The organism is Chengkuizengella axinellae, from assembly GCF_030730905.1.
Classification (GTDB): Bacteria; Bacillota; Bacilli; order Paenibacillales; family KCTC-33759; genus Chengkuizengella; species Chengkuizengella axinellae.
The window spans coordinates 573,502-594,179 of the sequence record NZ_JAVAMP010000002.1; the positions used below are offsets into that span (position 1 = coordinate 573,502).

Annotated in this window: 19 protein-coding genes; 16 read left to right on the top strand and 3 right to left on the bottom strand. The window is 33.6% G+C overall.

What is annotated here, in order from left to right; genetic code table 11:
* Positions 1 to 131 precede the first annotated feature (131 nt).
* The 14 genes from Q5Y73_RS08360 (at position 132) to Q5Y73_RS08425 (ending at position 16,024) form a co-directional block, all read left to right on the top strand.
* Positions 132 to 1,694, top strand: a complete 1,563-nt coding sequence (locus Q5Y73_RS08360) for a glycosyl hydrolase family 18 protein (protein WP_305991406.1) — start codon at positions 132 to 134, stop codon at positions 1,692 to 1,694.
* A gap of 148 nt (positions 1,695 to 1,842) precedes the next feature.
* A complete protein-coding gene (locus Q5Y73_RS08365) occupies positions 1,843 to 2,493 on the top strand; it encodes an MOSC domain-containing protein (RefSeq protein ID WP_305991407.1) in 651 nt (216 codons plus the stop codon).
* A gap of 284 nt (positions 2,494 to 2,777) precedes the next feature.
* Positions 2,778 to 3,176 carry a GntR family transcriptional regulator gene (locus Q5Y73_RS08370; protein WP_305991408.1) on the top strand — a complete coding sequence of 133 codons (399 nt, stop codon included), beginning with the start codon at positions 2,778 to 2,780 and terminating at the stop codon, positions 3,174 to 3,176.
* A complete protein-coding gene (locus Q5Y73_RS08375) occupies positions 3,163 to 4,044 on the top strand; it encodes an ABC transporter ATP-binding protein (RefSeq protein ID WP_305991409.1) in 882 nt (293 codons plus the stop codon). The genes Q5Y73_RS08370 and Q5Y73_RS08375 overlap by 14 nt, the downstream gene beginning before the upstream one ends.
* Entirely contained in the window at positions 4,037 to 5,149 is a 1,113-nt protein-coding gene (locus tag Q5Y73_RS08380; protein WP_305991410.1) for an ABC transporter permease, read from the top strand. The genes Q5Y73_RS08375 and Q5Y73_RS08380 overlap by 8 nt, the downstream gene beginning before the upstream one ends.
* A 116-nt stretch (positions 5,150 to 5,265) precedes the next feature.
* Positions 5,266 to 6,258, top strand: a complete 993-nt coding sequence (locus Q5Y73_RS08385) for an ABC transporter permease (RefSeq protein WP_305991411.1) — start codon at positions 5,266 to 5,268, stop codon at positions 6,256 to 6,258.
* A 35-nt stretch (positions 6,259 to 6,293) separates the two neighbouring features.
* A complete protein-coding gene (locus tag Q5Y73_RS08390) occupies positions 6,294 to 6,707 on the top strand; it encodes a hypothetical protein (protein ID WP_305991412.1) in 414 nt (137 codons plus the stop codon).
* 543 nt (positions 6,708 to 7,250) lie between these two features.
* Entirely contained in the window at positions 7,251 to 8,255 is a 1,005-nt protein-coding gene (locus tag Q5Y73_RS08395; protein WP_305991413.1) for a 2-oxoacid:acceptor oxidoreductase family protein, read from the top strand.
* A 28-nt stretch (positions 8,256 to 8,283) separates the two neighbouring features.
* Positions 8,284 to 10,590, top strand: a complete 2,307-nt coding sequence (locus Q5Y73_RS08400; RefSeq protein WP_305991414.1) for a thiamine pyrophosphate-dependent enzyme — start codon at positions 8,284 to 8,286, stop codon at positions 10,588 to 10,590.
* A gap of 123 nt (positions 10,591 to 10,713) precedes the next feature.
* On the top strand, positions 10,714 to 11,010 hold the full coding sequence (locus Q5Y73_RS08405; protein ID WP_305991415.1) for a hypothetical protein: 297 nt from the start codon (positions 10,714 to 10,716) through the stop codon (positions 11,008 to 11,010).
* A gap of 271 nt (positions 11,011 to 11,281) precedes the next feature.
* A complete protein-coding gene (locus Q5Y73_RS08410; protein ID WP_305991416.1) occupies positions 11,282 to 12,280 on the top strand; it encodes a BMP family lipoprotein in 999 nt (332 codons plus the stop codon).
* A gap of 201 nt (positions 12,281 to 12,481) precedes the next feature.
* Positions 12,482 to 13,993: an ABC transporter ATP-binding protein gene (locus Q5Y73_RS08415; protein WP_305991635.1), complete on the top strand. Its 1,512-nt coding sequence runs from the start codon at positions 12,482 to 12,484 to the stop codon at positions 13,991 to 13,993.
* Positions 13,990 to 15,060 carry an ABC transporter permease gene (locus Q5Y73_RS08420; RefSeq protein WP_305991417.1) on the top strand — a complete coding sequence of 357 codons (1,071 nt, stop codon included), beginning with the start codon at positions 13,990 to 13,992 and terminating at the stop codon, positions 15,058 to 15,060. Before Q5Y73_RS08415 ends, Q5Y73_RS08420 begins: the two co-directional genes overlap by 4 nt.
* A gap of 1 nt (position 15,061) precedes the next feature.
* Positions 15,062 to 16,024: an ABC transporter permease gene (locus Q5Y73_RS08425; protein ID WP_305991418.1), complete on the top strand. Its 963-nt coding sequence runs from the start codon at positions 15,062 to 15,064 to the stop codon at positions 16,022 to 16,024.
* Between the two features lie 172 nt (positions 16,025 to 16,196).
* Here the strand turns inward: Q5Y73_RS08425 and Q5Y73_RS08430 are convergent, their stop codons facing one another.
* Both Q5Y73_RS08430 and Q5Y73_RS08435 read right to left on the bottom strand, forming a co-directional pair.
* Positions 16,197 to 16,709, bottom strand: coding sequence for a hypothetical protein (locus tag Q5Y73_RS08430; protein ID WP_305991419.1), 513 nt, complete (start codon positions 16,707 to 16,709; stop codon positions 16,197 to 16,199).
* Between the two features lie 126 nt (positions 16,710 to 16,835).
* Positions 16,836 to 17,759: a stalk domain-containing protein gene (locus Q5Y73_RS08435; RefSeq protein WP_305991420.1), complete on the bottom strand. Its 924-nt coding sequence runs from the start codon at positions 17,757 to 17,759 to the stop codon at positions 16,836 to 16,838.
* A gap of 240 nt (positions 17,760 to 17,999) precedes the next feature.
* Here Q5Y73_RS08435 and Q5Y73_RS08440 point away from each other — a divergent pair, with 240 nt between their 5' ends.
* Positions 18,000 to 18,932 (top strand): alpha/beta hydrolase, encoded by a 933-nt coding sequence (locus Q5Y73_RS08440; RefSeq protein WP_305991421.1) that lies wholly within the window; start codon positions 18,000 to 18,002, stop codon positions 18,930 to 18,932.
* 45 nt (positions 18,933 to 18,977) lie between these two features.
* Positions 18,978 to 19,355: a DUF1499 domain-containing protein gene (locus Q5Y73_RS08445; protein ID WP_305991422.1), complete on the top strand. Its 378-nt coding sequence runs from the start codon at positions 18,978 to 18,980 to the stop codon at positions 19,353 to 19,355.
* 221 nt (positions 19,356 to 19,576) lie between these two features.
* Here Q5Y73_RS08445 and Q5Y73_RS08450 read toward each other — a convergent pair whose 3' ends face one another.
* A complete protein-coding gene (locus Q5Y73_RS08450; protein ID WP_305991423.1) occupies positions 19,577 to 20,461 on the bottom strand; it encodes an NAD(P)-dependent oxidoreductase in 885 nt (294 codons plus the stop codon).
* Positions 20,462 to 20,678: the final 217 nt, after the last annotated feature.

A 20,678-nucleotide genomic window follows, 5' to 3' on the forward strand; every position in this document is an offset into this window, starting at 1 on the left:
AGAGTGTATTTCATATTATTTATTACTATTTAATATTATGTTCATTTTCTTATATTAAAATAGAAGTAGATTAAACAAACGTAATTATCACTTATTAAAATAGCATACAACAACTAGAAGGAGCGTTTACCATGAAGAAAAGCATATCAGTATTACTTACATCAGCCATGGTATTTACAATGATAACAACATCAACTACAGTTGAGGCCAAGACAACTGAACAAAAGTTTGAAGAATTAAAAGATGAGAGAATCTTTAATGGATATGAGGATGGTTTACCTCATTTAGAAGACGAAATGACACGTGAGCAGGCAGCAAAAATTATAACATTAATTTTTGATTTAGACATATCAAACATATTTGAGACACCTACTTTTTCAGATGTATCTGTAAATAGATGGTCTTATAAATATATTGAGACTGCAGCTGAATATGGAATTATCAATGGGATTGGAGAAGATATGTTTGCACCCGATGAAACTGTTACATATGAACAGTTTGCAAAAATGCTAACTATTGGATATGAAGTACTGGCTGATGAAGAAATTGAAAAAAATCAAAATGTTAAAGGTGAAGTAAGTGAATGGGCAGAGGATTATGTTGCTGCGTCATTAGACTGGGATTTCATTGAAAGCTATGATGATTATACTACGTCCGCTAATCGTGGATTTTTAGTGGATTCTGCTTATTCTGTTTTTAATGTATTAGAAGATCAAGGATTATTATCTACCTTAGATGATAAAGTATTGGCGTTTTATACAAAATATAATGCACAAGACATGTCATCATATGATTCGTTAGTAGAATTTGAAGATTCAATTGACTCCATTGCTACAACAACTTATTCCATTACCAACTCAGGAGAAATCGATGGTTTAGATGTGAGTGAAGCTATTGATTTTGCAAATGATAATCATATAAAAACTTATGCGACTGTAAACAATGGTCATGTATTTGATGCAGATTTAGCTAGTCTTATACTTAATGATAAACAATTAAGTGAAAAGACGATTAATAATATAGAACAGTTATTAAAAGATTATAACTATGATGGTATAAATTTGGATTTTGAAGATATGCATCCTGAAGATAGAGAAGCTTATACACTATTCGTACAAGAGTTAGCTGATCAATTACAACCAAAAGGATATGAAGTTATTGTTTCTGTCTCAGCAAAAACTACTGACAATCCAAATGCTCCTTGGAGTGGAGCCTTTGATTACACTGCGTTAGGAGAAGTTGTAGATTATATACAATTAATGACCTATGATCAGAATGGTCCTTGGGGTGAGCCTGGTCCAGTTTCTGGGTTGGATTGGGTTGAAAATGTATTGAAATATGCAGTATCCGAAATAGATTCAGATAAAATCCTCATAGGTATTAATTCATATGGTTATGATTGGAATTTAAATAATTCATCAAAAAACAAATCTATTTTATGGAGCGAGCTTTCGAAAATCATAAACACAAATAACTCTACACAGATGTATTGGGATGATGCTGCAAATTCTCCGTATTTAACATACACGGATACTAATGGTGACGAACATATTGTTTGGTATGAAGACAGTAAAAGTATAACTGACAAAGTAGATTTGGTTGATCAATATGGTTTAGCTGGAGTTTCCGTTTGGGAAGTTGGATTGACAAATGACGGTTTATGGACAGCTATTGAAAAAGGGTTACAAAAATAATATGTCCTACTAGAAAAAAGATATACATGATGGCCTAATAACCAGGTCACATGTATATTTTTTTAGCTATGCGTTGTAAAACATTCCCTCCCTTGTTAAGATAGATTTAATATTTTTTTGAATCAAAAATAAAGGAGTGGAAATGTTCATGAACTATGAAGTTTTTTCAATCAATATAGGGAAATCTGAAACGATAGAAGAAGGTTTGGATTCCGCGATAAAAAAAACACCTGTCACTGGAAAAGTATATGTATCCTCCACCATTATTCAAGGGGATGAACAAGCGGATTTGAAGTATCATGGTGGTCCAGATCAAGTATTATGTGTGTATACATATGATCATTACAAGCACTGGGAAAATGAATTGAATCGTAAAGTGGACATCCCTTCTTTTGGTGAAAATTTAACTGTTAAAGGAATATCTGAGGAAGAAGTATGTATTGGAGATATTTTTGAACTTGGAGAAACGAGATTGCAAGTTAGTTTGCCCAGACAACCTTGTAGGGTACTTGCTAAGAATATGAAACATGACAAATTTGCAAAAATGGTTAGTGAGAGTGGCTATACGGGATTTTATTTTCGAGTGTTGAAAGAAGGATATATAGAACCAGGTCAGCCTTTAGTGCTTATTGAACGACATCCTCAAGAGGTTTCTATATCTGATGTGAATAAACTCCATTATACAAATCAAAAAGATGTTGAGTTGTTGAAAAAAGTAATAGGGGTGAAAGAATTAAAAGCTTCATTAAGAGAAAGTTTTCAAAAAAGATATGATGAAATTTTAAAAACAAGTAATTAGTTGAAAAGATTAAAAATAAGGGTCAACAAAGTTGAAAAAACTAAGTCACAGATTTTAATGTGGCTTATTTTTTATTGGTTTTCAGCTTTGCTTAAGATCTAAGTGTACCCCGCTTTAATACCATCATTTCATCCCTTTTTCCAAGAATAAATGAGATGTTACTTGTACATATCAAAGTTTAAGTTTAATTATTCAGTTAAATTGACTCCATTCACATAATGTTGTATTGTATTAAGTGTACTACATCAAGTAGTACACTTAATACAATACAGGGAGGGATTCATATGTTAATACATATTGATCAGAAAAGTCAGACTCCCATTTATGAACAAATTATTAAGCAGATTAAAGAGCTTAAAGTGAAAGGAATTCTTCAAGTGAATGAAAAACTGCCTTCAGTTAGAGAATTATCATCTACATTGTTAGTTAATCCTAACACAGTAAGTAAAGCATATCAGGAGCTGGAGCGGCAAGAGGTCATTGTGACACTTAGAGGGAAAGGGACTTTCATTTCTGATCAACCTGTTTCTAATTTTGATTCTAAAAAGGCGGAGGAGTTACAGACAGCACTGAAGCAAATATTGATTGAAGCAAGATATTATAACATCACTAAAGAACAAATATTGCAGTGGCTTGATGAGCAGTACAAAGAGCTAGGGGGCGAAACAGATGCTGAGGGTTGAAAATGTGAGTAAAACGATCCAAAATCACAAGATTTTAAACAATATTTCTTTTGAGATTGAGCCTGGAAAAATTGTTGGTCTAGTGGGTAGGAATGGTGCAGGAAAAACAACATTATTAAAAACAATTGTCGGGATTCTAACTCCAACTCAAGGAGATATACGTTTTGAACAAGAAAGTGTATACACAAAACCAGCAATAAAGCAACAGATCGTATTTGTTCCTGATTCACCAGAAGCATTAAAAAGTTATTCGATTCGTGAAATTGTTCAACTTTATAAGTTAACATATCCTAACTTTGATCAGACGTATTTTTACAAACTATTGAAGAAATTTTCATTAAATCATGACAGGAAAATCAGAAACTACTCTAAAGGAATGAAGGTATTGTTTTCGCTGGTACTTGCCTTTTCCACAAAGGCTAAACTGATTATTTTAGATGAACCGACTGATGGTTTGGATGTCATTATTAAAAAGCAAATATTGAAATACATACTAGAAGAAGTGTCAGAAGGGCATACATCCATTTTAATCTCATCACACCGTTTAGAAGAGTTAGAACAAATATCAGATACGATAATGGTGATGAAAGATGGAAAAATTGAGTCTCACACAGATCTCTTAGATATGAAAAAAAAGTATAAAAAAATACAGGTTGTTTTTAATGGAAATTTACCTACATCTATATCATCAAAAGACAATGTTAGACAGCTTAATAAAACAGGTCGTGTGTTTACTTTGTTGTTAGAAGGAGACATTGATAAATTATCTAGTCTGATACAAAATGAGCAACCAGTATATTTCGAGGAACTTCCATTAACACTTGAAGATTTATTTGTAGCAAAGCTGGGAGGTGAAGAGTTTGTTTAATAAAGCACTTTGGAAAAAAGATTATAAACAAGCAAAGTTTATTTTATGGTCAATCTGGGTTTTACTATTTTTTGGAATGCCGATTCAAGCAGCAATACGTTTACAAGGTCTAACCGAATTGATAAAAGAACAAAAAGAGAATGACTCGAGTTATGTACTTTACACAGATTATTTTTATCATTCTATTTTGAATTTCACATCTATTTATAACGTATTATTATTTATGATTTTTGTTTTGGCAAGTACTTTAATAGGAGCAGAAAGAGGAAACAAAACGAATGATTTTACATTTTCACTTCCCTTTTCCCGAAAAGAAGTATTTTTATCGAAATGGATTATTGGATTTACATTTATTGTGACTTCATTTGTTTTAAGTTTTATTTTATCACAAGCATTTATTTACTTTTCAGCATACCGGGAGTATTTAAATATTGAATGGTCCTTTGTATATTTCATATACCCTTTTTTATCATTTATTGCACTTTATACGTTAGCGTTGTTTTTTGGCACGATAACAGGTGGATTCATTTATCAAGTAGCATTAGCATTTATCTTTTTCATTTTTCCACTAGGTATTCCCGTATTAATGTTTAGGTTATTTGAAAATATATTTAGGTTAGATATGTATGAATTATATTACAGTCGGACCATCTTTAATATAACGGATGTATTATATTTAGGACATTATTATGATATAAGCGCAGCAAAAAGAGTCTTTTTTCATATCTTACAAGATGCAGGTGGTGTTCAGGCGGACTTATATTCATATCAATCCTATGACTATTTGTTTTCTTATCACTATTTGCTATTTCCAGTTTTGTTGACCTTGACTTTATTACCAATTAGTATTTTTCTGTATCAAAGAAATAAGGTGGAGAACAATGGGATGTTCCTGATATTCCCTCAATTAAATAAGTTTTTCATGTTTGGTATTGTGTTTTGTTTTGCTTTATTTGGTGGTTTAATCGGGGAGACATTTGTTTCCAATCGATTAGAACAATTTAGAATGATAAATTATTTTTGTGGTTTTATTGGATTTGGCGTTATATCTTATTTTTTTACCAAGAAATTATATAAATTGAATTTGAAAATCAGCAGTAGATAAATATATAAATTATGATAGAGACAGATTTGAAGGTTAGAAACTAAAAAATGAGCGACAAATTTATGGATAGGGAGGTTATTATCGAATTAATATGAAATGAATAGGGGGGGTAAATGATGAGAAAGGCACTTTTGAAGAAAGATTATAAACAAGCAAAACTCATATTATGGTCCATCTGCATTTTATTCTTAATAGGCATCCCGATTCAAGTCATTATTAGGCTGCAAAATTTATCTGAGAGTGTAGATACGTTTAATAAAGATTCTTTCTATAGAACTGTACTTGATTTTTCAAACCAATATTTTGTGCTAATGATATTTATTGTTATATTGAGCGGTGTACTTATTGGGAGAGAAAGAGAAAATAAAACACATGATTTTACGTTTTCACTCCCTTTTTCACGAAAAGAAATTTTCATGTATAAATGGATGATTGGAACTGTATCTATCGTTTCAGCATTTGTAATCAATTATTTAATTTCTCAAGTGATCATTTATTTTTCTGAATATCAAGCTTTGTTGAATTTTGAATATTCTTTAATTTATTTTATCTATCCTTTAATGACATTCATCGCTCTTTATACTCTTTCATTGTTATTGGGGACAATCACAGGTGGATTTATATATCAAGTTATATTAACATATGTTTTCTTTACATTTCCTACATGGTTTATGAGATTATTATTAGAACTTTTTGAACAAGTAAGTATAAAAATGGACTATGATGTTTACCTTGCAATCACAATAGGATCATATTTGGGAACGTATTTAAAAACATCAAGACTTCTGTATATTGAACATTACTTTTTAGTCGTTCCAATTTTATACACGATCATTTTTTTAATAACAGGTCTGTATCTGTATACAAAAAGTAGTGTAGAGCATAATGGAAAGTTTCTGTTGTTTCCTAAATTAAATAATCTTTTTATGTTTGGTATCGTTCTTTGTTCTGGACTAGTTGGGGGATATTTTGTAGGAATTATTTCACCTTATTATTCAATTCCAACGAATAGTTTCATTTATTTTATAGGATTTATTTTATTTGGATGTCTATCCTATTATTTAACTAAAAAATTGTTTAATATAAATCTGAACTTTAGTAGAAGATAAATTTATTTAACATCATGAGAGTGGAGGCTTTTATAATGCAAATCAAACTTGTCAAACATCTAACTGTATCTATTCTATTTTTATTACTATTAGCTGGTTGTAGTCAAGATAGTGTACTACATAATAAAGAATTAGATGAATCCATTAATTCTGTTGTAGAAAACAAAGATAATAGTGAAATCAATATACAATCTTTCATAAATTTCGACTGGGATAAAGCCTATCTTATTACACCTTATACTTCACAAGAAGGAATAAATGACCAATTAGGTGTTGCTTTTAAAGACCCAAGTAATATTTATAAAAGGGATGACATTTATTTGTTGGTGTTTCTTGATGGTGAAGAGGTTGCTCAATATGTAGAAATAAATCGCCAACAAACTAGTTTTTCTATTGGAGAAAAAGAACACCTGACTCCATCTGATGCGGTCATTAATATTGAAAGGTAATCATTTGTTATCTCTCCTAAAAAAGAGGAAGGTTTATAGTATGATGATCGTGATAAAATATAGAGATTGAATATTTAAAGCGCCCATACGGGCGCTTTAAATATTTATACAAATTTTGCCTCTCATCTGTATATTTATACATTTGTGAGATTCGTAATTTGATCACGAGTTACATTCGTTGTATTGTTCAATAAATATCCAGATTAAGTGCCTTTAGGGTTCTGGAAATGCAATAAATAAAGGATGAAGAAGGCTTACTAAACTTTTCATTCTTATATTTGGTTTATTAATAATTATTATGATGAATAAAACGTCTAAATTGAGTTATATCTGTTATACTACACGAGACTATCTGTTGTATATCAAAGAAAGTGACAAAAGCACAGTATAAAAACAATTTATAGGGCGGTAAAGAACATTATTGTTGCCATAATTTCAAGCTGCTGTTATTATAAAATTACTAGATGTATATTTAATTAATTTGTTTGATAACTAATCATTGTGCGAGTTGATTAAATGACATGGGAGAAAGGGGAAAAATGGATGAGTTCACTTCCAAAGGTTAACGAATTAGGATTTTTTGAAATTCGTTTGGAATCCATAGGTGGTTTAGGTGCCAACTTAGCAGGAAAAATGTTAGCTGAAGCAGGCGTTGTTGGTGCAGGTTTTAATGGCGTAAGTTTTTCATCTTATGGATCAGAGAAAAAAGGTTCACCTGTAAAAGCTCACATTCGCTTTTGCGATATAAATGCAAATATTCGTGATACTACACCAGTTGAAAGACCACATGTAGTAGGGGTATTTCATGAAGCTCTTTCCAAAACAATTAATGTGACCAGCGGGATTTATGAAGATAGCATTGTATTAATTAATTCCAACAAATCACCTGATCAATTGAAGGAAAATTTCAATATGTTAGGTGGAACGATCGCTGTGATTGATGCAACAGGGATTTCACTTGAAGAAAAAAATCGAGTAAACATGGCTATGCTTGGTGGGTTATTCAGATTATGTGAATTTCTTGACCCACAAATCATGCGTGATGTCATCGAGAAATCCTTGGGTAAAAAGTACCCTCAGGCAGTTGCACCAGCTATTCGTACTTTTGATCGTGGTTATAATGAAGTCCAGTTCAAAACGATTGAATTAGCAGATGGCGAGGAAATGCCAGAATTTAAAAGAAGTGATGAATCGGTTTTAGGTTATGAAACTCAACCAATGGGTGGCGTGATTACTAATCCTGGGAATAGCATTCTGAAGGATTTAAGTATTTCTAGATCAGGTATGCTGCCACATTTTGACGAAAATACATGTATTCATTGTGCATCTTGTGATAACGTCTGTCCTGATTATTGTTTTGTATGGGATGAGCAGCCTGACAAAAAAGGTAGACCTCAAATGTTTTTACAAGGTATAGATTATCAATATTGCAAAGGGTGTCTAAAATGTGTAACAGCATGCCCAACGGAAGCTTTATCTTCTGCTCGTGAAGAAGAGGGTTATTCTGACAAGCATAGAGTCCCTCATGTGTTTAACCTAGCTAAATAAATTTGAATAGTGAAGAGGTGAGATTCAAATGGCGATAGAAATGAGTAATGAAAAAACAAAAGGAAAAGTAGAACAGCGAGTGGTGTATGAATCTGGTAACGAGATGGCAGCCTACGCTGCACACCAGATCAATTATCATATCATGGGATACTTCCCGATCTCTCCTTCAACGGAGGTAGCGCAATATTTAGATTTAATGAAAACAAGTGGACAACATGATATCGTGCTAATACCGGCAGATGGTGAACATGGTTCAGCTGGTGTTTGTTACGGAGCTTCTACAGCTGGCGGACGTGTATTTAACGCAACGAGTGCAAACGGATATTTATATATGTTAGAGCAAATGCCAGTTCAATCTGGAACTAGACTTCCTATGGTTATGAACTTAGTTTGTCGTTCTGTTTCAGGACCCCTTAATATTCATGGAGATCACTCGGATCTTTATTATGCCTTAAATACAGGTTGGCCAATTTTAATGTGCAGTGATCCTCAAGCCGTTTATGATATGAACATCATTGCTCTAAAACTTGCTGAAGACCCTGAAGTGCGATTACCAGTTATCGTTGCTCAGGATGGTTTCTTCACTTCACATCAAAAACGTCGTGTAATGACGATGAAAGATCGTTCAGATGTGCTTGAGTTTGTTGGAGAAAATCCTCCAGAAGGATATCCAGATACTCTGGATCGTAATAATCCAATCACTGTTGGACCTTACATGAATGAGCCAGATTATATTAATAACTGTTATCAGCAATCCGAAGCGATATATAGAGCGGAAGATGTTTATGACCGCATTCAAAAAGAATATTTAGAATTAACAGGTCGTGAATATCCTATATTAAGCCAATATCGCATGGAAGACGCAGAAGTTGCCGTATTTTTAATGAACTCATCTTCAGAGATTGTTAAAGACGTAGTAGACCAATTGCGTGAAAAAGGAATCAAAGCGGGCTCGATTGCACCTAATATTATAAGACCCTTTCCACAAAAACAAATTGCAGAAGCATTAAAGAATGTCAAAGCAATTACAGTTGGGGATCGCGCAGACTCTTACGGTGCGCACGGTGGTAATATGGTAATGGAAATTAAAGCCGCTCTATTTACTCACGGTAATACAACAACTAAAGTGATCAGTCGAATTTATGGATTAGGTGGAAAGGATTTTTATGCTGAAGACGGACATGAATTTTTCCAACTAGCGATTGATGCTGTGGAAAATGATAAAGTCGAAGTACCTTTTGATTACCATGGTCATACACCTGGAGATCCTGATAAAGCACCGAAACGTGTATTAGAACCGATGAAATATGAGGATTTAAATACGGGTCTTATTAAGGTGACAGAAGATGAGGACGCAGGCAAATTAAAGGTTCGCATTCCACCATTACGTCAGTTAACTAAAAAACCGAAGAGAATCGCTTCAGGTCATGGAGCATGTCCTGGTTGTGGTATATTCTCAGGATTAGAACTATTCTTTAAAGGAATTGAAGGAGACATCGTTGCATTGTTCCATACAGGCTGTGCGATGGTTGTAACGACAGGATATCCTTATTCAGCTCATAAAGCTACTTATATTCATAATTTATTCCAAAATGGAGCTGCAACGTTGTCAGGTGTTGTTGAGATGTTCTGGGAGCGTAAACGTAGAGGAGAGCTTGACCATTTAGGTTTACAAGATGATTTTACGTTTGTCATGATCACTGGTGACGGTGGTATGGATATCGGGATGGGACCAGCGATTGGTGCTGCATTACGTAATCATAAAATGATTATTCTAGAATATGATAATGAAGGATATATGAATACAGGAGCTCAATTATCCTACTCTACTCCTTTAGGACATAGAACTTCTACTTCGAACGTAGGTAAACATCAAGGTGGTAAATTGTTCCATCATAAAGATACGGCTCAAATTATGGCAGCAACAAATATACCATATGTATTTACAGGTTCTGAAGCATTCCCGCAGGATCTAGTGAAAAAAGCAGCTAAAGCCCAATGGTATGCTCAGAATGAAGGTTTGGTGTATGGAAAGATATTAATTACTTGTCCATTAAACTGGTTGTCAGAGGAAAAAGAAGGGGCTACAATCATTGATGCGGCTGTAGGTTCATGTTTCTTCCCATTGTATGAGATAGAAAGAGGCATCACAACAATCACTTATGATCCAGAAGCTAAGAAGAAAAGAATTCCATTATCTGATTGGTTAAAAACGATGGGTAAAACCAAACATATGACAAAACCAGAATACGAGGCTGCATATAAATCGTTTGAAGATGAAGTAGAACGTCGTTGGCAGAAACTAAAAGCTAGACATGAAAATGAATATTTATAAGAAATAATTTTCTTGTTGAGAAATGGATATAAATATACTTCAAGGGCACAATCCATAAAGTGATTGTGTCCTTTCACATTAGATTGTTGTGGCTGCAATACATAAAATGGGAGGAATAAAGAAATGCCGTTTGTGTTAAAACATAAGGAAAGCGCTCAAATTTATACTTGCACACTAATCAACATATACAAACTCCCTTATTACGGAACACAGTTTTGGGACTCATTACAAGAAGCAGAGGAAGAACTTCCTGTGTTTCTTGAACAAGAGCAAGTAAATGATGCTAAACTATGGGAATTATATGAAATTACTGAACAAAAACTAAAAGTATGTAATGTAAAATTAAACAATAATGAAATGAAAGTGTTATATCTTAATGATGAAAAAATTCCAACCGTTAAAAACAGAGAAAGCAAATAAATCTGCGGATAAAAGTAATTAAAACCCAAAAAATACATATTTTATATATCTCAGAATTCTAAAAAGTGTAATTATGGAAAAATTTTAACGCAATGACACTGTAATTAACTAAAATCAGCTTGGAGATTATAATAAATTGTGCTATATATATTCATAGAAGCCTAATAATGTACTGATAATTGTATAAAATAATAATAGGTTTCTATTCTGACATGGATACATAACTTTTAAAAATGGCTTGTCAGACGAAAAAAGAAGGGGGATTTACAAAATGAAAAAGAGTTTTATGTTTAAGGGGCTAATTTTAACTTTAGTGTTTTCTTTAGCTTTAGTTGGTTGTGCTCAAGATTCAGAACCAGGTGAAGAAAGTCTAGAAAATGAAATTAAAGTTGGAATGGTTACAGATGTTGGTGGAGTACACGATAACTCCTTTAATCAAAGTGCTTGGGAAGGTTTACAACGTTTAGAAGAAGCTGGTGCTAAAGTAGACTACATAGAAAGTCAAGGTGAAAGTGACTTTGAACCTAACTTAAATGAATTTGTAAATGATGGTTGGGATTTAACTTGGGGTATTGGTTTCTTAATGGGTGATGCAATCGCAGCTATCGCTGAACAAAATCCAGATAGCAACTTCGGTATCATTGATGCAGTTGTTGATGCTCCAAATGTTGTTTCTACTGTTTTTAAAGAACATGAAGGTTCTTTCCTAGTAGGTGTTGTTGCGGCAATGACTACAGAAACTAATAAAATTGGTTTTGTTGGTGGTATGGATATTCCTGTTATCAAAAAGTTCGAAACAGGATTTGTTGAAGGCGTTAAAGCAGTAGATCCAGCAATTGAAGTTGTAATTGAATATACTGGTTCATTTGTTGATGCAGGTTTAGGTAAAGCATCTGCTGCAACGATGTACGACAATGGTGTTGACGTTATTTTCCACGCAGCTGGTGGAGTTGGTGACGGTGTATTCGGAGAAGCAAGCGAACGTTCAGGTGTTTGGGTAATTGGTGTAGATAAAGATCAATCTATTACTTTTGGTCACGAAGTTACATTAACTTCTATGATGAAATATGTTGATGAAGCTGTATATCAAGTTTCTAAAGACTTTGGCGAAGGTAACTTCGAAGGTGGAGTTAGAGAGCTTGGTTTAGCTGAAAATGGTGTTGGATTACCTGCTGAAAACCCAAATCTTTCTGATGAAATCATGGATGCAGTAAACGATTATAAAGAAAAAATTATTAATGGTGAAATTGTTGTCCCTTCAGGTATTTAATATAAGTGAACCTAATTTCAGTGAGTGGCAGTAGCGCTTATTGAAAAGTCAAATAGTACAGATGTACTATTCCATACCTATGTTTCTACAGTCCGTACCTCCCTTTTTGCATAAAGAGGGAGGTCTTACGGATTGTTATTACGAGATAAAAATATATTTAATTAGGTGATGAAGGTGAATAAAGAAAATATTGCTGTAGAAATGAGAGGGATCACCAAAAGATTTCCAGGTATCGTAGCAAATGATTCCATTAGCTTTAAAGTAAAACAGGGCGAGATTCATGCTTTATTAGGAGAAAATGGTGCAGGGAAGTCCACTTTGATGAACGTTTTATTTGGCCTTTATCAGCCAGAAGAGGGAGATATTTTGATCAATGGTGAAGTAGTAAAAATAACAAATCCAAACATGGCAAATGAATTGGGTATTGGAATGGTTCACCAGCATTTCATGCTTGTAGAGCCATTTACAGTTGTACAGAATATTATTCTAGGCATTGAGCCCAGAAGTGGACTAATCATTGATCAAAGTAAAGCTATTAAAAAAATAAATGAGATTTCAGAACAATATGGTTTAGATATTGATCCTCATGCTACGATTAAGGACATATCAGTAGGAATGCAGCAAAGAGTGGAGATATTAAAAACATTATACCGTGGAGCAGATATTCTCATCTTTGATGAACCCTCCGCTGTACTAACGCCTCAAGAAATTGTAGAGCTAATGAAAATTTTCCGCAATTTAATAAAAGAAGGCAAAACGATCATTTTAATTACTCATAAATTGAAAGAAATTATGGAAGTGTCTGACAATGTGACGATCATTCGACGCGGGAAGGTTATTGACAGCGTATCCGTTGAAACTACAAACCCAGATGAGCTTGCAGCTAAAATGGTTGGACGTAAGGTAAGTTTTTCAGTAGAAAAAGAACCAGCTCAAGTAAAAGAGAAAATCCTTAACGTAAATAAAGTTAGTGCTGAAAATAGTCGAGGTGTCCTTGCTTTGAATGAATTATCCTTAGATATTCATGCAGGTGAAATACTTGGTATTGCTGGCGTTGATGGAAATGGTCAAAGTGAGTTAATCGAAGTATTAACAGGACTGAGAAAAGTGTCTTCTGGAGAAATTACGTTACATGGTTCCAAACTGCAAACGCTTAATCCTAGACAGATATCTGAGCAAAAAGTAGGCCACATTCCTGAAGATCGTCATAAAAGAGGTTTGATTTTAGATTTCTCAGTGAGTGAAAACATGGTATTAAAAAATTACTATCAGCCTAGATTTAATAAAAATGGATTTTTAAAATTTGATGAAATTGATCAGTATTCCATTGATTTAATTGAGCAATTTGATGTTCGTACCCCAAGTCATAAAACACCTGCTAGAGCGTTATCAGGTGGTAATCAGCAAAAGGCGATTATTGCTCGGGAAGTAGACAGTGATCCTGATTTGTTAATCGCGGGACAACCTACTAGAGGGTTGGATGTTGGAGCGATTGAGTTTATACATAAAAAATTAATCGAACAACGGGACAAAGGAAAAGCTGTATTGCTCATTTCATTGGAGTTAGATGAATTATTAAACGTCTCTGATCGAATTGCAGTTATTTATGAAGGAGAAATCGTTGGCATCGTAGATCCAAAAGAAACGGATGAAAAAGAATTAGGGTTAATGATGTCAGGAGGAAAAATAAACCAAAGAGGTAAAGAACAATGAAAACATTATCACGTTGGTTATTAAAAGAGTCGATTATCATACCTCTTATTTCGGTGTTTGTAGGGCTTTTAATTGGTGCAATTATTATGTTGTTTGGTGGTTATAACCCAGTTGAAGCCTATCAAGCTTTATTTAAAAAAGCTTTTGGTAATATTTATGGAATTGGAGAGACGATTCGTACGATCACGCCTTTAATTTTTACTGGTCTAGCTGTTGCATTTGCGTTTAGGACAGGTTTGTTTAATATAGGTGCTGAAGGTCAGTTCATCATGGGATCGTTAGCGGCAGCTTATGTCGGTATTATGCTTGACTTGCCAGCCATTATCCATATGCCTCTAGCTGTTATTGTTGGAGGGGTTGTAGGCGGTTTATGGGGCGGTATAGCAGGTTATCTAAAAGCCTCTAGAGGTGTTCATGAAGTAATAACTACCATTATGTTAAACTGGATTGCATTATACTTGTCTAACTATTTAATAAGAGAATATCTCATTGAAAAAGGACAGCAAAAGTCAGTCACCTTAGCAGAGAGTTCATGGTTATCCTTTGCATTTTTAACGGACATGTTTAACAATGCACGAATTCATTTTGGAATTTTAATCGCTCTTCTATGTGCGGTTGTATTTTATGTGATATTACAAAAAATGAAGCAAGGATACGAATTAAGGTCAGTTGGATTAAATCCACATGCTGCAGAATACGCTGGTATAAATGTTAAAGGAAATATTGTTAAAGCGATGGTTGTAAGTGGAATGTTTGCAGGTTTAGGTGGAGCTGTAGAAGTTCTTGGTGTAACACATAATGTCATTATTTTACCAGCATTCCAAGGATATGGTTTTGATGGTATCGCCGTTGCGCTGTTAGGTGGGAATACAGCCTTTGGATCCATTGTTGGAGCTTTTCTATTTGGATTCTTGTCATTTGGTGCCACAGGAATGAAACTTGGTGCTGGCGTTCCGTTTGAAATTATCAATATTGTTATTGCGCTTGTGATTTACTTTGTGGCTTCTAGGTTGATTTTCAAAAGATTGTTAAACGCATTGAATGTAAACAAACAGGAGGAACAGTAACATGGAATGGCTAAAATTAATTGTTGATCTAACTCACAATACCATTGTTTTTTCTACAGCATTAGTGTTTGCAGCCATAGGTGGCATGTTTTCTGAACGTTCTGGAGTTGTTAACATCGCGTTAGAAGGACTCATGATCATTGGGGCGTTTACAGGCGCTGTAGTCACATTTTTTGTAGATCAAGCACTCGGAGGAAGTTTTATCTCACCATGGATTGGTTTTTTAAGTGCCATTCTTGCAGGGATAATATTCTCGTTGCCGCATGCCGTTGCATCTATTAGGTATGAAGCTGATCAAGTTGTTAGTGGGATAGCATTAAATTTCCTAGCAATTGGTGCAGCAATTTACTTTACAAAGGTTTTGTTTAATGGTTCTGCTCAGACGAAAACGTTAATGACTTCATTTGACAAGTGGAGCATTCCGTTTTTATCTGATAATGCAATTGTAGGTTCTTTGTTTAAAGCTTATCCAACTAGTATCATCATGTTTTTTGTAGTCGTCATATCTTATGTGGTGTTATTTAAAACACCATTTGGATTGAGATTGAGAGCAGTTGGAGAGCATCCTAGAGCAGCTGATACGATGGGGATTAATGTATTCCGTACTCGTTATATTGCGGTGATGATCAGTGGAGGATTAGCAGCAATGGGTGGAGCTACTTTAGTGCTAACTACAACAAACAACTTTACACATAGCACGATATCTGGACATGGTTTTATTGCTTTAGCCGCACTTATCTTCGGGAAATGGCATCCAATCAAAACGATGTTTGCCGCATTATTTTTTGGAATGGCGACGGCTTTAAAGTCTGTGCTGCAGCAGTTTGGAATTACTGATTTTGTACCAGTTGAGTTCATCTTTATTCTTCCTTATTTGTTAACCATTTTGGTATTAGCAGGATTAATAGGACGTGCTGAAGCGCCTACTGCTTTAGGTAAACCATACAAACTCGGAAGTCGATAATAAGAAGAATATTTTGAAAACAAAAAGCGTAGTGTTTGTATAATTGTAATACAAACACCACGCTTTTTTATCACTTAAGAATATATAAGAAACTGTATCCCATATTTATTAAAAATTATGCGGTAAGCTCTTCGAGAGTATGAGCTTTAGTTTACTACATCTAATTATACCTTCATATGTGTTTATCTTCATCGTTTCCTTTGAAAACAATAAGTTCTTCGACTTTTTGCATTCGGATATATTCATTGTTTTTTAGATCTAATCTGAAGAAGCCATATAAATATGCAGCTTCAATAAATGAAAGTGCTGGATAACAAACAACAGCTTCATTTGTATAGGGATTATCCATGACAACTTGCCATTCTCCATCACGTTTTTCCTGAGGAACTTGAGTTAACACTTCATTTTTAAATTCCATGATTTTTTCAAGCTGAATCCACTCATTAACCCAAGAAGGACTAAACTCTTTTGGATTTGGAAAAATGGTAATTGCTTTATTTAATAATTCTTTTGCACTTAAAGCATTTGATTCATCATAGGATTTAAGTTGCTCTTTCATCCAATACAAAAATTGACTAAAACCGGAATAACCTTTTAGTTTCATTAGTTCTTTTACTTGTTCGTATTCAGAAGTAGTTTTTGCAGACTCAAATAAATCGATAATGTTCTTTTCGGCTGTTTTCACGTTCTCACCCATGTTCATTAGTATATTTATATAAAATGATATATTAAATGCATAAAAATGCAAGTGTTTTAAACAAAAAGACCATCCAAAAATATTGGATGGCTGATAAAAAGAAGTTATGAATATTTAAGGTGTTAAAAATTGTTGAGTCCAATGATGTCCATAATCGTTATTTGAGCCATAAGAATATCCAATACCAATTTCAGTATATTGATTTGATAAAATATTTGCCCTGTGACCTGAGCTATTCATCCAACCATTTACTACTTGCTCCGGTGTACTTTGACCAACTGCGATGTTCTCGGCTGCTGCTTTATAATTTAAACCGAAGGATTTCATCATTTCAAAAGGTGAACCATAAGTTGGTGATGTATGGTCAAAATAATCATTAATCAACATATCTGAAGATTTTATATTAGCTACATAACTAATATTAGCATTTAATGTAAGAGGTGAAAGACCGTAGTTTTCCCTTTGTTTATTTGTTAGAAAGAAGACTTCAAATTCGAAATCATTTGGTACATATAAACTACTGCTTATATAGTCATAATTTAGAAAACTAGATTCTTTAAGGTTTAGTGAATCTCCTTTTTCCATATGCACAGTTGAATGATCAGCATCCCACAAAACCTCATAACCAAATGCTTCTCCAGCTGCTCTCAGAGGAATTAATGTTCTGTTTTCTATTAATTTAGCTGTAGTATCAATCTTTGAAACAGTACTATCAGTGCTAGAACCTTCACTGATTTGCTGTACATAAGACGAGTTGATTTTCATAATCACTTTTTTTTGTTCATTTCCATTATGTAATGTTGATTTAATGGTTTCTGACTGATTGTCCCAATCTACTTTTGCTCCAATTTTTTCAAAAACTCCGCGAAGTGGTATTAAGACTCGGTTTCCATCTAAAATAGGGTCTGAATCAGAAAAATCAACTTTTAATCCCTCAACGTAAACTGTGATTTCATTTTTGGCAGCAAAAGCTGATGAGGGAACGATAAGTGAAGACAATAACAATATTATGAGTAAAATCTTAAGCGGTTTTATCATCTTGTAATCTCCTATTCATATTGAATTGTAAAAGAACATACGTAAACGTTAGCAATTATTAGTGCTAATCATCCACTGTTTCATATATAATTGAATATAATAATGCTTTTATTGTAAAACAGACTCTCATATTTTTTGGATAATGCTTATGTATGTCCTACTATATTAAGTATAACATGCACACTAGAAAATTGAAGATATATCAAACTAGTAATAAATAGAAAGGAGCTATGAACTAAAATGAAGTCTGAGATTTTTTCTGTTAAGTCAAATGATACGTCTTTTCATGTGAAAAGATGGGTATCAGATTCTAAACCTAAAGCTGTGATTCAAATTTCTCATGGAATGGCAGAGCATATCGAAAGGTATGGTCACTTTGCAAAAAGATTGGTGCAAAAAGGGTATGCTGTATATGGGAATGATCATAGAGGTCATGGAAAAACAGCTGAAAATGAAGAAGATTTAGGTTTTTTTGCAGAACAAAATGGTTGGAATTTAGTTGTTGAGGATATGCATATATTGAATACCATGATCAAAGAACAATTTCCTGGTTTACCAGTATTTATTTTTGGACATAGTATGGGTTCTTTTCTAACTAGAAGATATATCCAGTTGCATGGTGAAAAAATAAATGGTGTGATTTTGAGTGGAAGTGGTGGAGATGGAGGTTTATTAGGAAAACTTGGTGTATATGTTGTTAAAAATGAAGTGCGCAGAAAAGGAGTTCGTGGTAGAAGTCCGCACATGAATAAGTTGATTTTTGGGAAATTTAATAAGAGATTTAGGCCAAACCGAACCGAATTTGATTGGATATCCAGAGACAAGAATGAGGTAGATAAATATATTAAGGATCCTTACACGGGTGGAATATGTACAGCTAGTTTTTATTATGATATGTTATTAGGGATACAGGAACTACACCGAATGAAGAATATAAAACTTACTCCAAAGGCATTACCTATGTATTTCATCAGTGGGGATAAAGATCCTTTGAGTAATTTTGGAAAAGATATTATCGATGTTGTTAAAACTTATCAAGATGTAGGGGTACAAGATGTTACATATAAGTTATATAAGAATGCTAGACATGAATTATTAAATGAATTAAATGCAGATGAAGTGATGAGTGATATTATGGAATGGTTAGATGGGAAAATATCCATTCTTAAATGAAATAAACTATAATGAATCTAATAAACATTATCGAGGTGAATATAGATGCCTAAAATTGAACTTGGAGTAAAGGATGGGAAACTTGCAGATTGTCCGAGTTCTCCAAATTGTGTCTCAACTCAAACTGAAGATGAATCAAAAAAAATGGAGCCGATACCATATACAATTTCAGACGATCAAGCGATAGGAAAAATAACAAAAGTTGTTAATGAGATGCCTAGAACAAAAATAGTTACTCAAACTAACAATTATTTACATGTTACGTTTACAACGCGATTATTTCGTTTTGTTGATGACGTTGAATTCTATTTTGATAAAAAAGAAAAAGTCATTCATTATCGATCAGCTTCAAGAACAGGGTATTCTGATTTGGGTGTAAATCAGAAACGAATGGTTGAAATAAGTAAGAGATTTTTAGTTTAATTGGAGAATTCCTGTATAACCTAATCAGTTGAATTTAAAAGAGGCTGGGACATAAGTTGAAATCTAGCTGGTTTTTGTACAATAAGCATAATTAAAACCGCATGAAATCAAGGTTTATAAATTTGATTTCATGCGGTTTATTCATTTTTGCTGGGTTTTGTCCCAGCCTCTTAGAGGTTTTTTGACCCTATTTTAAAAAAATGTTGACTTTTTCGATTTGTTTATTTTTCATTCCAAAGCTTATATAAAGCTTGTGTTCCACTATTCTCCTCGCCTTGGTCGGCTAGTTCATCGTATAATTTCTTAGCTAACTCTAATCCTGGCATTTCCATTCCCATTGAATTAGCTTCATTTAATGCGATTCCCATATCCTTAATAAAGTGTTTTACAAAAAAACCAGGTTCAAAATCTTCATTTATAATTCTTGGTGCTAGATTACTTAAAGACCAGCTTCCTGCTGCCCCAGAAGAGATACTTTGCAATACTTTTTCAGGGTCTAGGCCTGATGTTTTTGCGTAAGCAACAGCCTCGCATATCCCGATCATATTTGTTGCAATTGCGATTTGATTGCACATTTTTGTGTGCTGACCTGCTCCTGCCTCACCTTGGAGAATAATATTTTTACCCATAACTTCAAAGATTGGTTTACATTTTTCAAACGCTTCGTCATCTCCACCTACCATGATTGTTAAACGAGCCTCTCTAGCACCAATATCACCACCAGAAACAGGTGCATCTAAAGAAAAGATTCCTTTCTCCCTGGCTTTTTGAGCAATTTTTTGAGCTAATGTAGGAGTTGAGGTAGTCATGTCGATAAGGTATGTACCTTTTTTAGCATGAGATAGAATTCCGTCATCTCCCAAATAAACAGCTTCAACATCTTGGGGATAACCAATCATAGTTATGATGACAGTAGATTCCTTTGTTAGCTCAGAAACAGTGTTTTTCCATATGGCACCTTGCTGTATGAGATCCTGTGCTTTATCTTTTGTTCTAGTGAAGATATGTACATTGTATCCTGCTTTCAATATGTTTTTTGCCATGCTTTTACCCATGACACCAATACCAATGAATCCGATGACTGCTGACTCTTTTTCTATTTTCATAGGTTCACCTTTTTCTGTAATTAAGATTTATAAATATTAATTTAATAGTATAGTCTAGGAATAATAATTTTACAAGAAAAGAATGACAAAGATAAAAGCTAAATAAAAGAAGAAAAAAAAGAGTCTGCTGAACCGATGGTTTTACATTGTTAGTTTGGTTATCTATACTTGTAGATACAACCCATTAAAAAAAATTATACTCAAGGATTCAACAAAC

Excerpts from the sequence above, each read along its gene's own strand:
- Q5Y73_RS08360 (WP_305991406.1), top strand. The coding sequence starts at position 132 with ATGAAGAAAAGCATATCAGTATTACTTACATCAGCCATGGTATTTACA.
- Q5Y73_RS08365 (WP_305991407.1), top strand. The coding sequence starts at position 1,843 with ATGAACTATGAAGTTTTTTCAATCAATATAGGGAAATCTGAAACGATA.
- Q5Y73_RS08370 (WP_305991408.1), top strand. The coding sequence starts at position 2,778 with ATGTTAATACATATTGATCAGAAAAGTCAGACTCCCATTTATGAACAA.
- Q5Y73_RS08375 (WP_305991409.1), top strand. The coding sequence starts at position 3,163 with ATGCTGAGGGTTGAAAATGTGAGTAAAACGATCCAAAATCACAAGATT.
- Q5Y73_RS08385 (WP_305991411.1), top strand. The coding sequence starts at position 5,266 with ATGAGAAAGGCACTTTTGAAGAAAGATTATAAACAAGCAAAACTCATA.
- Q5Y73_RS08390 (WP_305991412.1), top strand. The coding sequence starts at position 6,294 with ATGCAAATCAAACTTGTCAAACATCTAACTGTATCTATTCTATTTTTA.
- Q5Y73_RS08395 (WP_305991413.1), top strand. The coding sequence starts at position 7,251 with ATGAGTTCACTTCCAAAGGTTAACGAATTAGGATTTTTTGAAATTCGT.
- Q5Y73_RS08400 (WP_305991414.1), top strand. The coding sequence starts at position 8,284 with ATGGCGATAGAAATGAGTAATGAAAAAACAAAAGGAAAAGTAGAACAG.
- Q5Y73_RS08405 (WP_305991415.1), top strand. The coding sequence starts at position 10,714 with ATGCCGTTTGTGTTAAAACATAAGGAAAGCGCTCAAATTTATACTTGC.
- Q5Y73_RS08410 (WP_305991416.1), top strand. The coding sequence starts at position 11,282 with ATGAAAAAGAGTTTTATGTTTAAGGGGCTAATTTTAACTTTAGTGTTT.
- Q5Y73_RS08415 (WP_305991635.1), top strand. The coding sequence starts at position 12,482 with ATGAGAGGGATCACCAAAAGATTTCCAGGTATCGTAGCAAATGATTCC.
- Q5Y73_RS08420 (WP_305991417.1), top strand. The coding sequence starts at position 13,990 with ATGAAAACATTATCACGTTGGTTATTAAAAGAGTCGATTATCATACCT.
- Q5Y73_RS08425 (WP_305991418.1), top strand. The coding sequence starts at position 15,062 with ATGGAATGGCTAAAATTAATTGTTGATCTAACTCACAATACCATTGTT.
- Q5Y73_RS08435 (WP_305991420.1), bottom strand. The coding sequence starts at position 17,759 with ATGATAAAACCGCTTAAGATTTTACTCATAATATTGTTATTGTCTTCA.
- Q5Y73_RS08440 (WP_305991421.1), top strand. The coding sequence starts at position 18,000 with ATGAAGTCTGAGATTTTTTCTGTTAAGTCAAATGATACGTCTTTTCAT.
- Q5Y73_RS08445 (WP_305991422.1), top strand. The coding sequence starts at position 18,978 with ATGCCTAAAATTGAACTTGGAGTAAAGGATGGGAAACTTGCAGATTGT.
- Q5Y73_RS08450 (WP_305991423.1), bottom strand. The coding sequence starts at position 20,461 with ATGAAAATAGAAAAAGAGTCAGCAGTCATCGGATTCATTGGTATTGGT.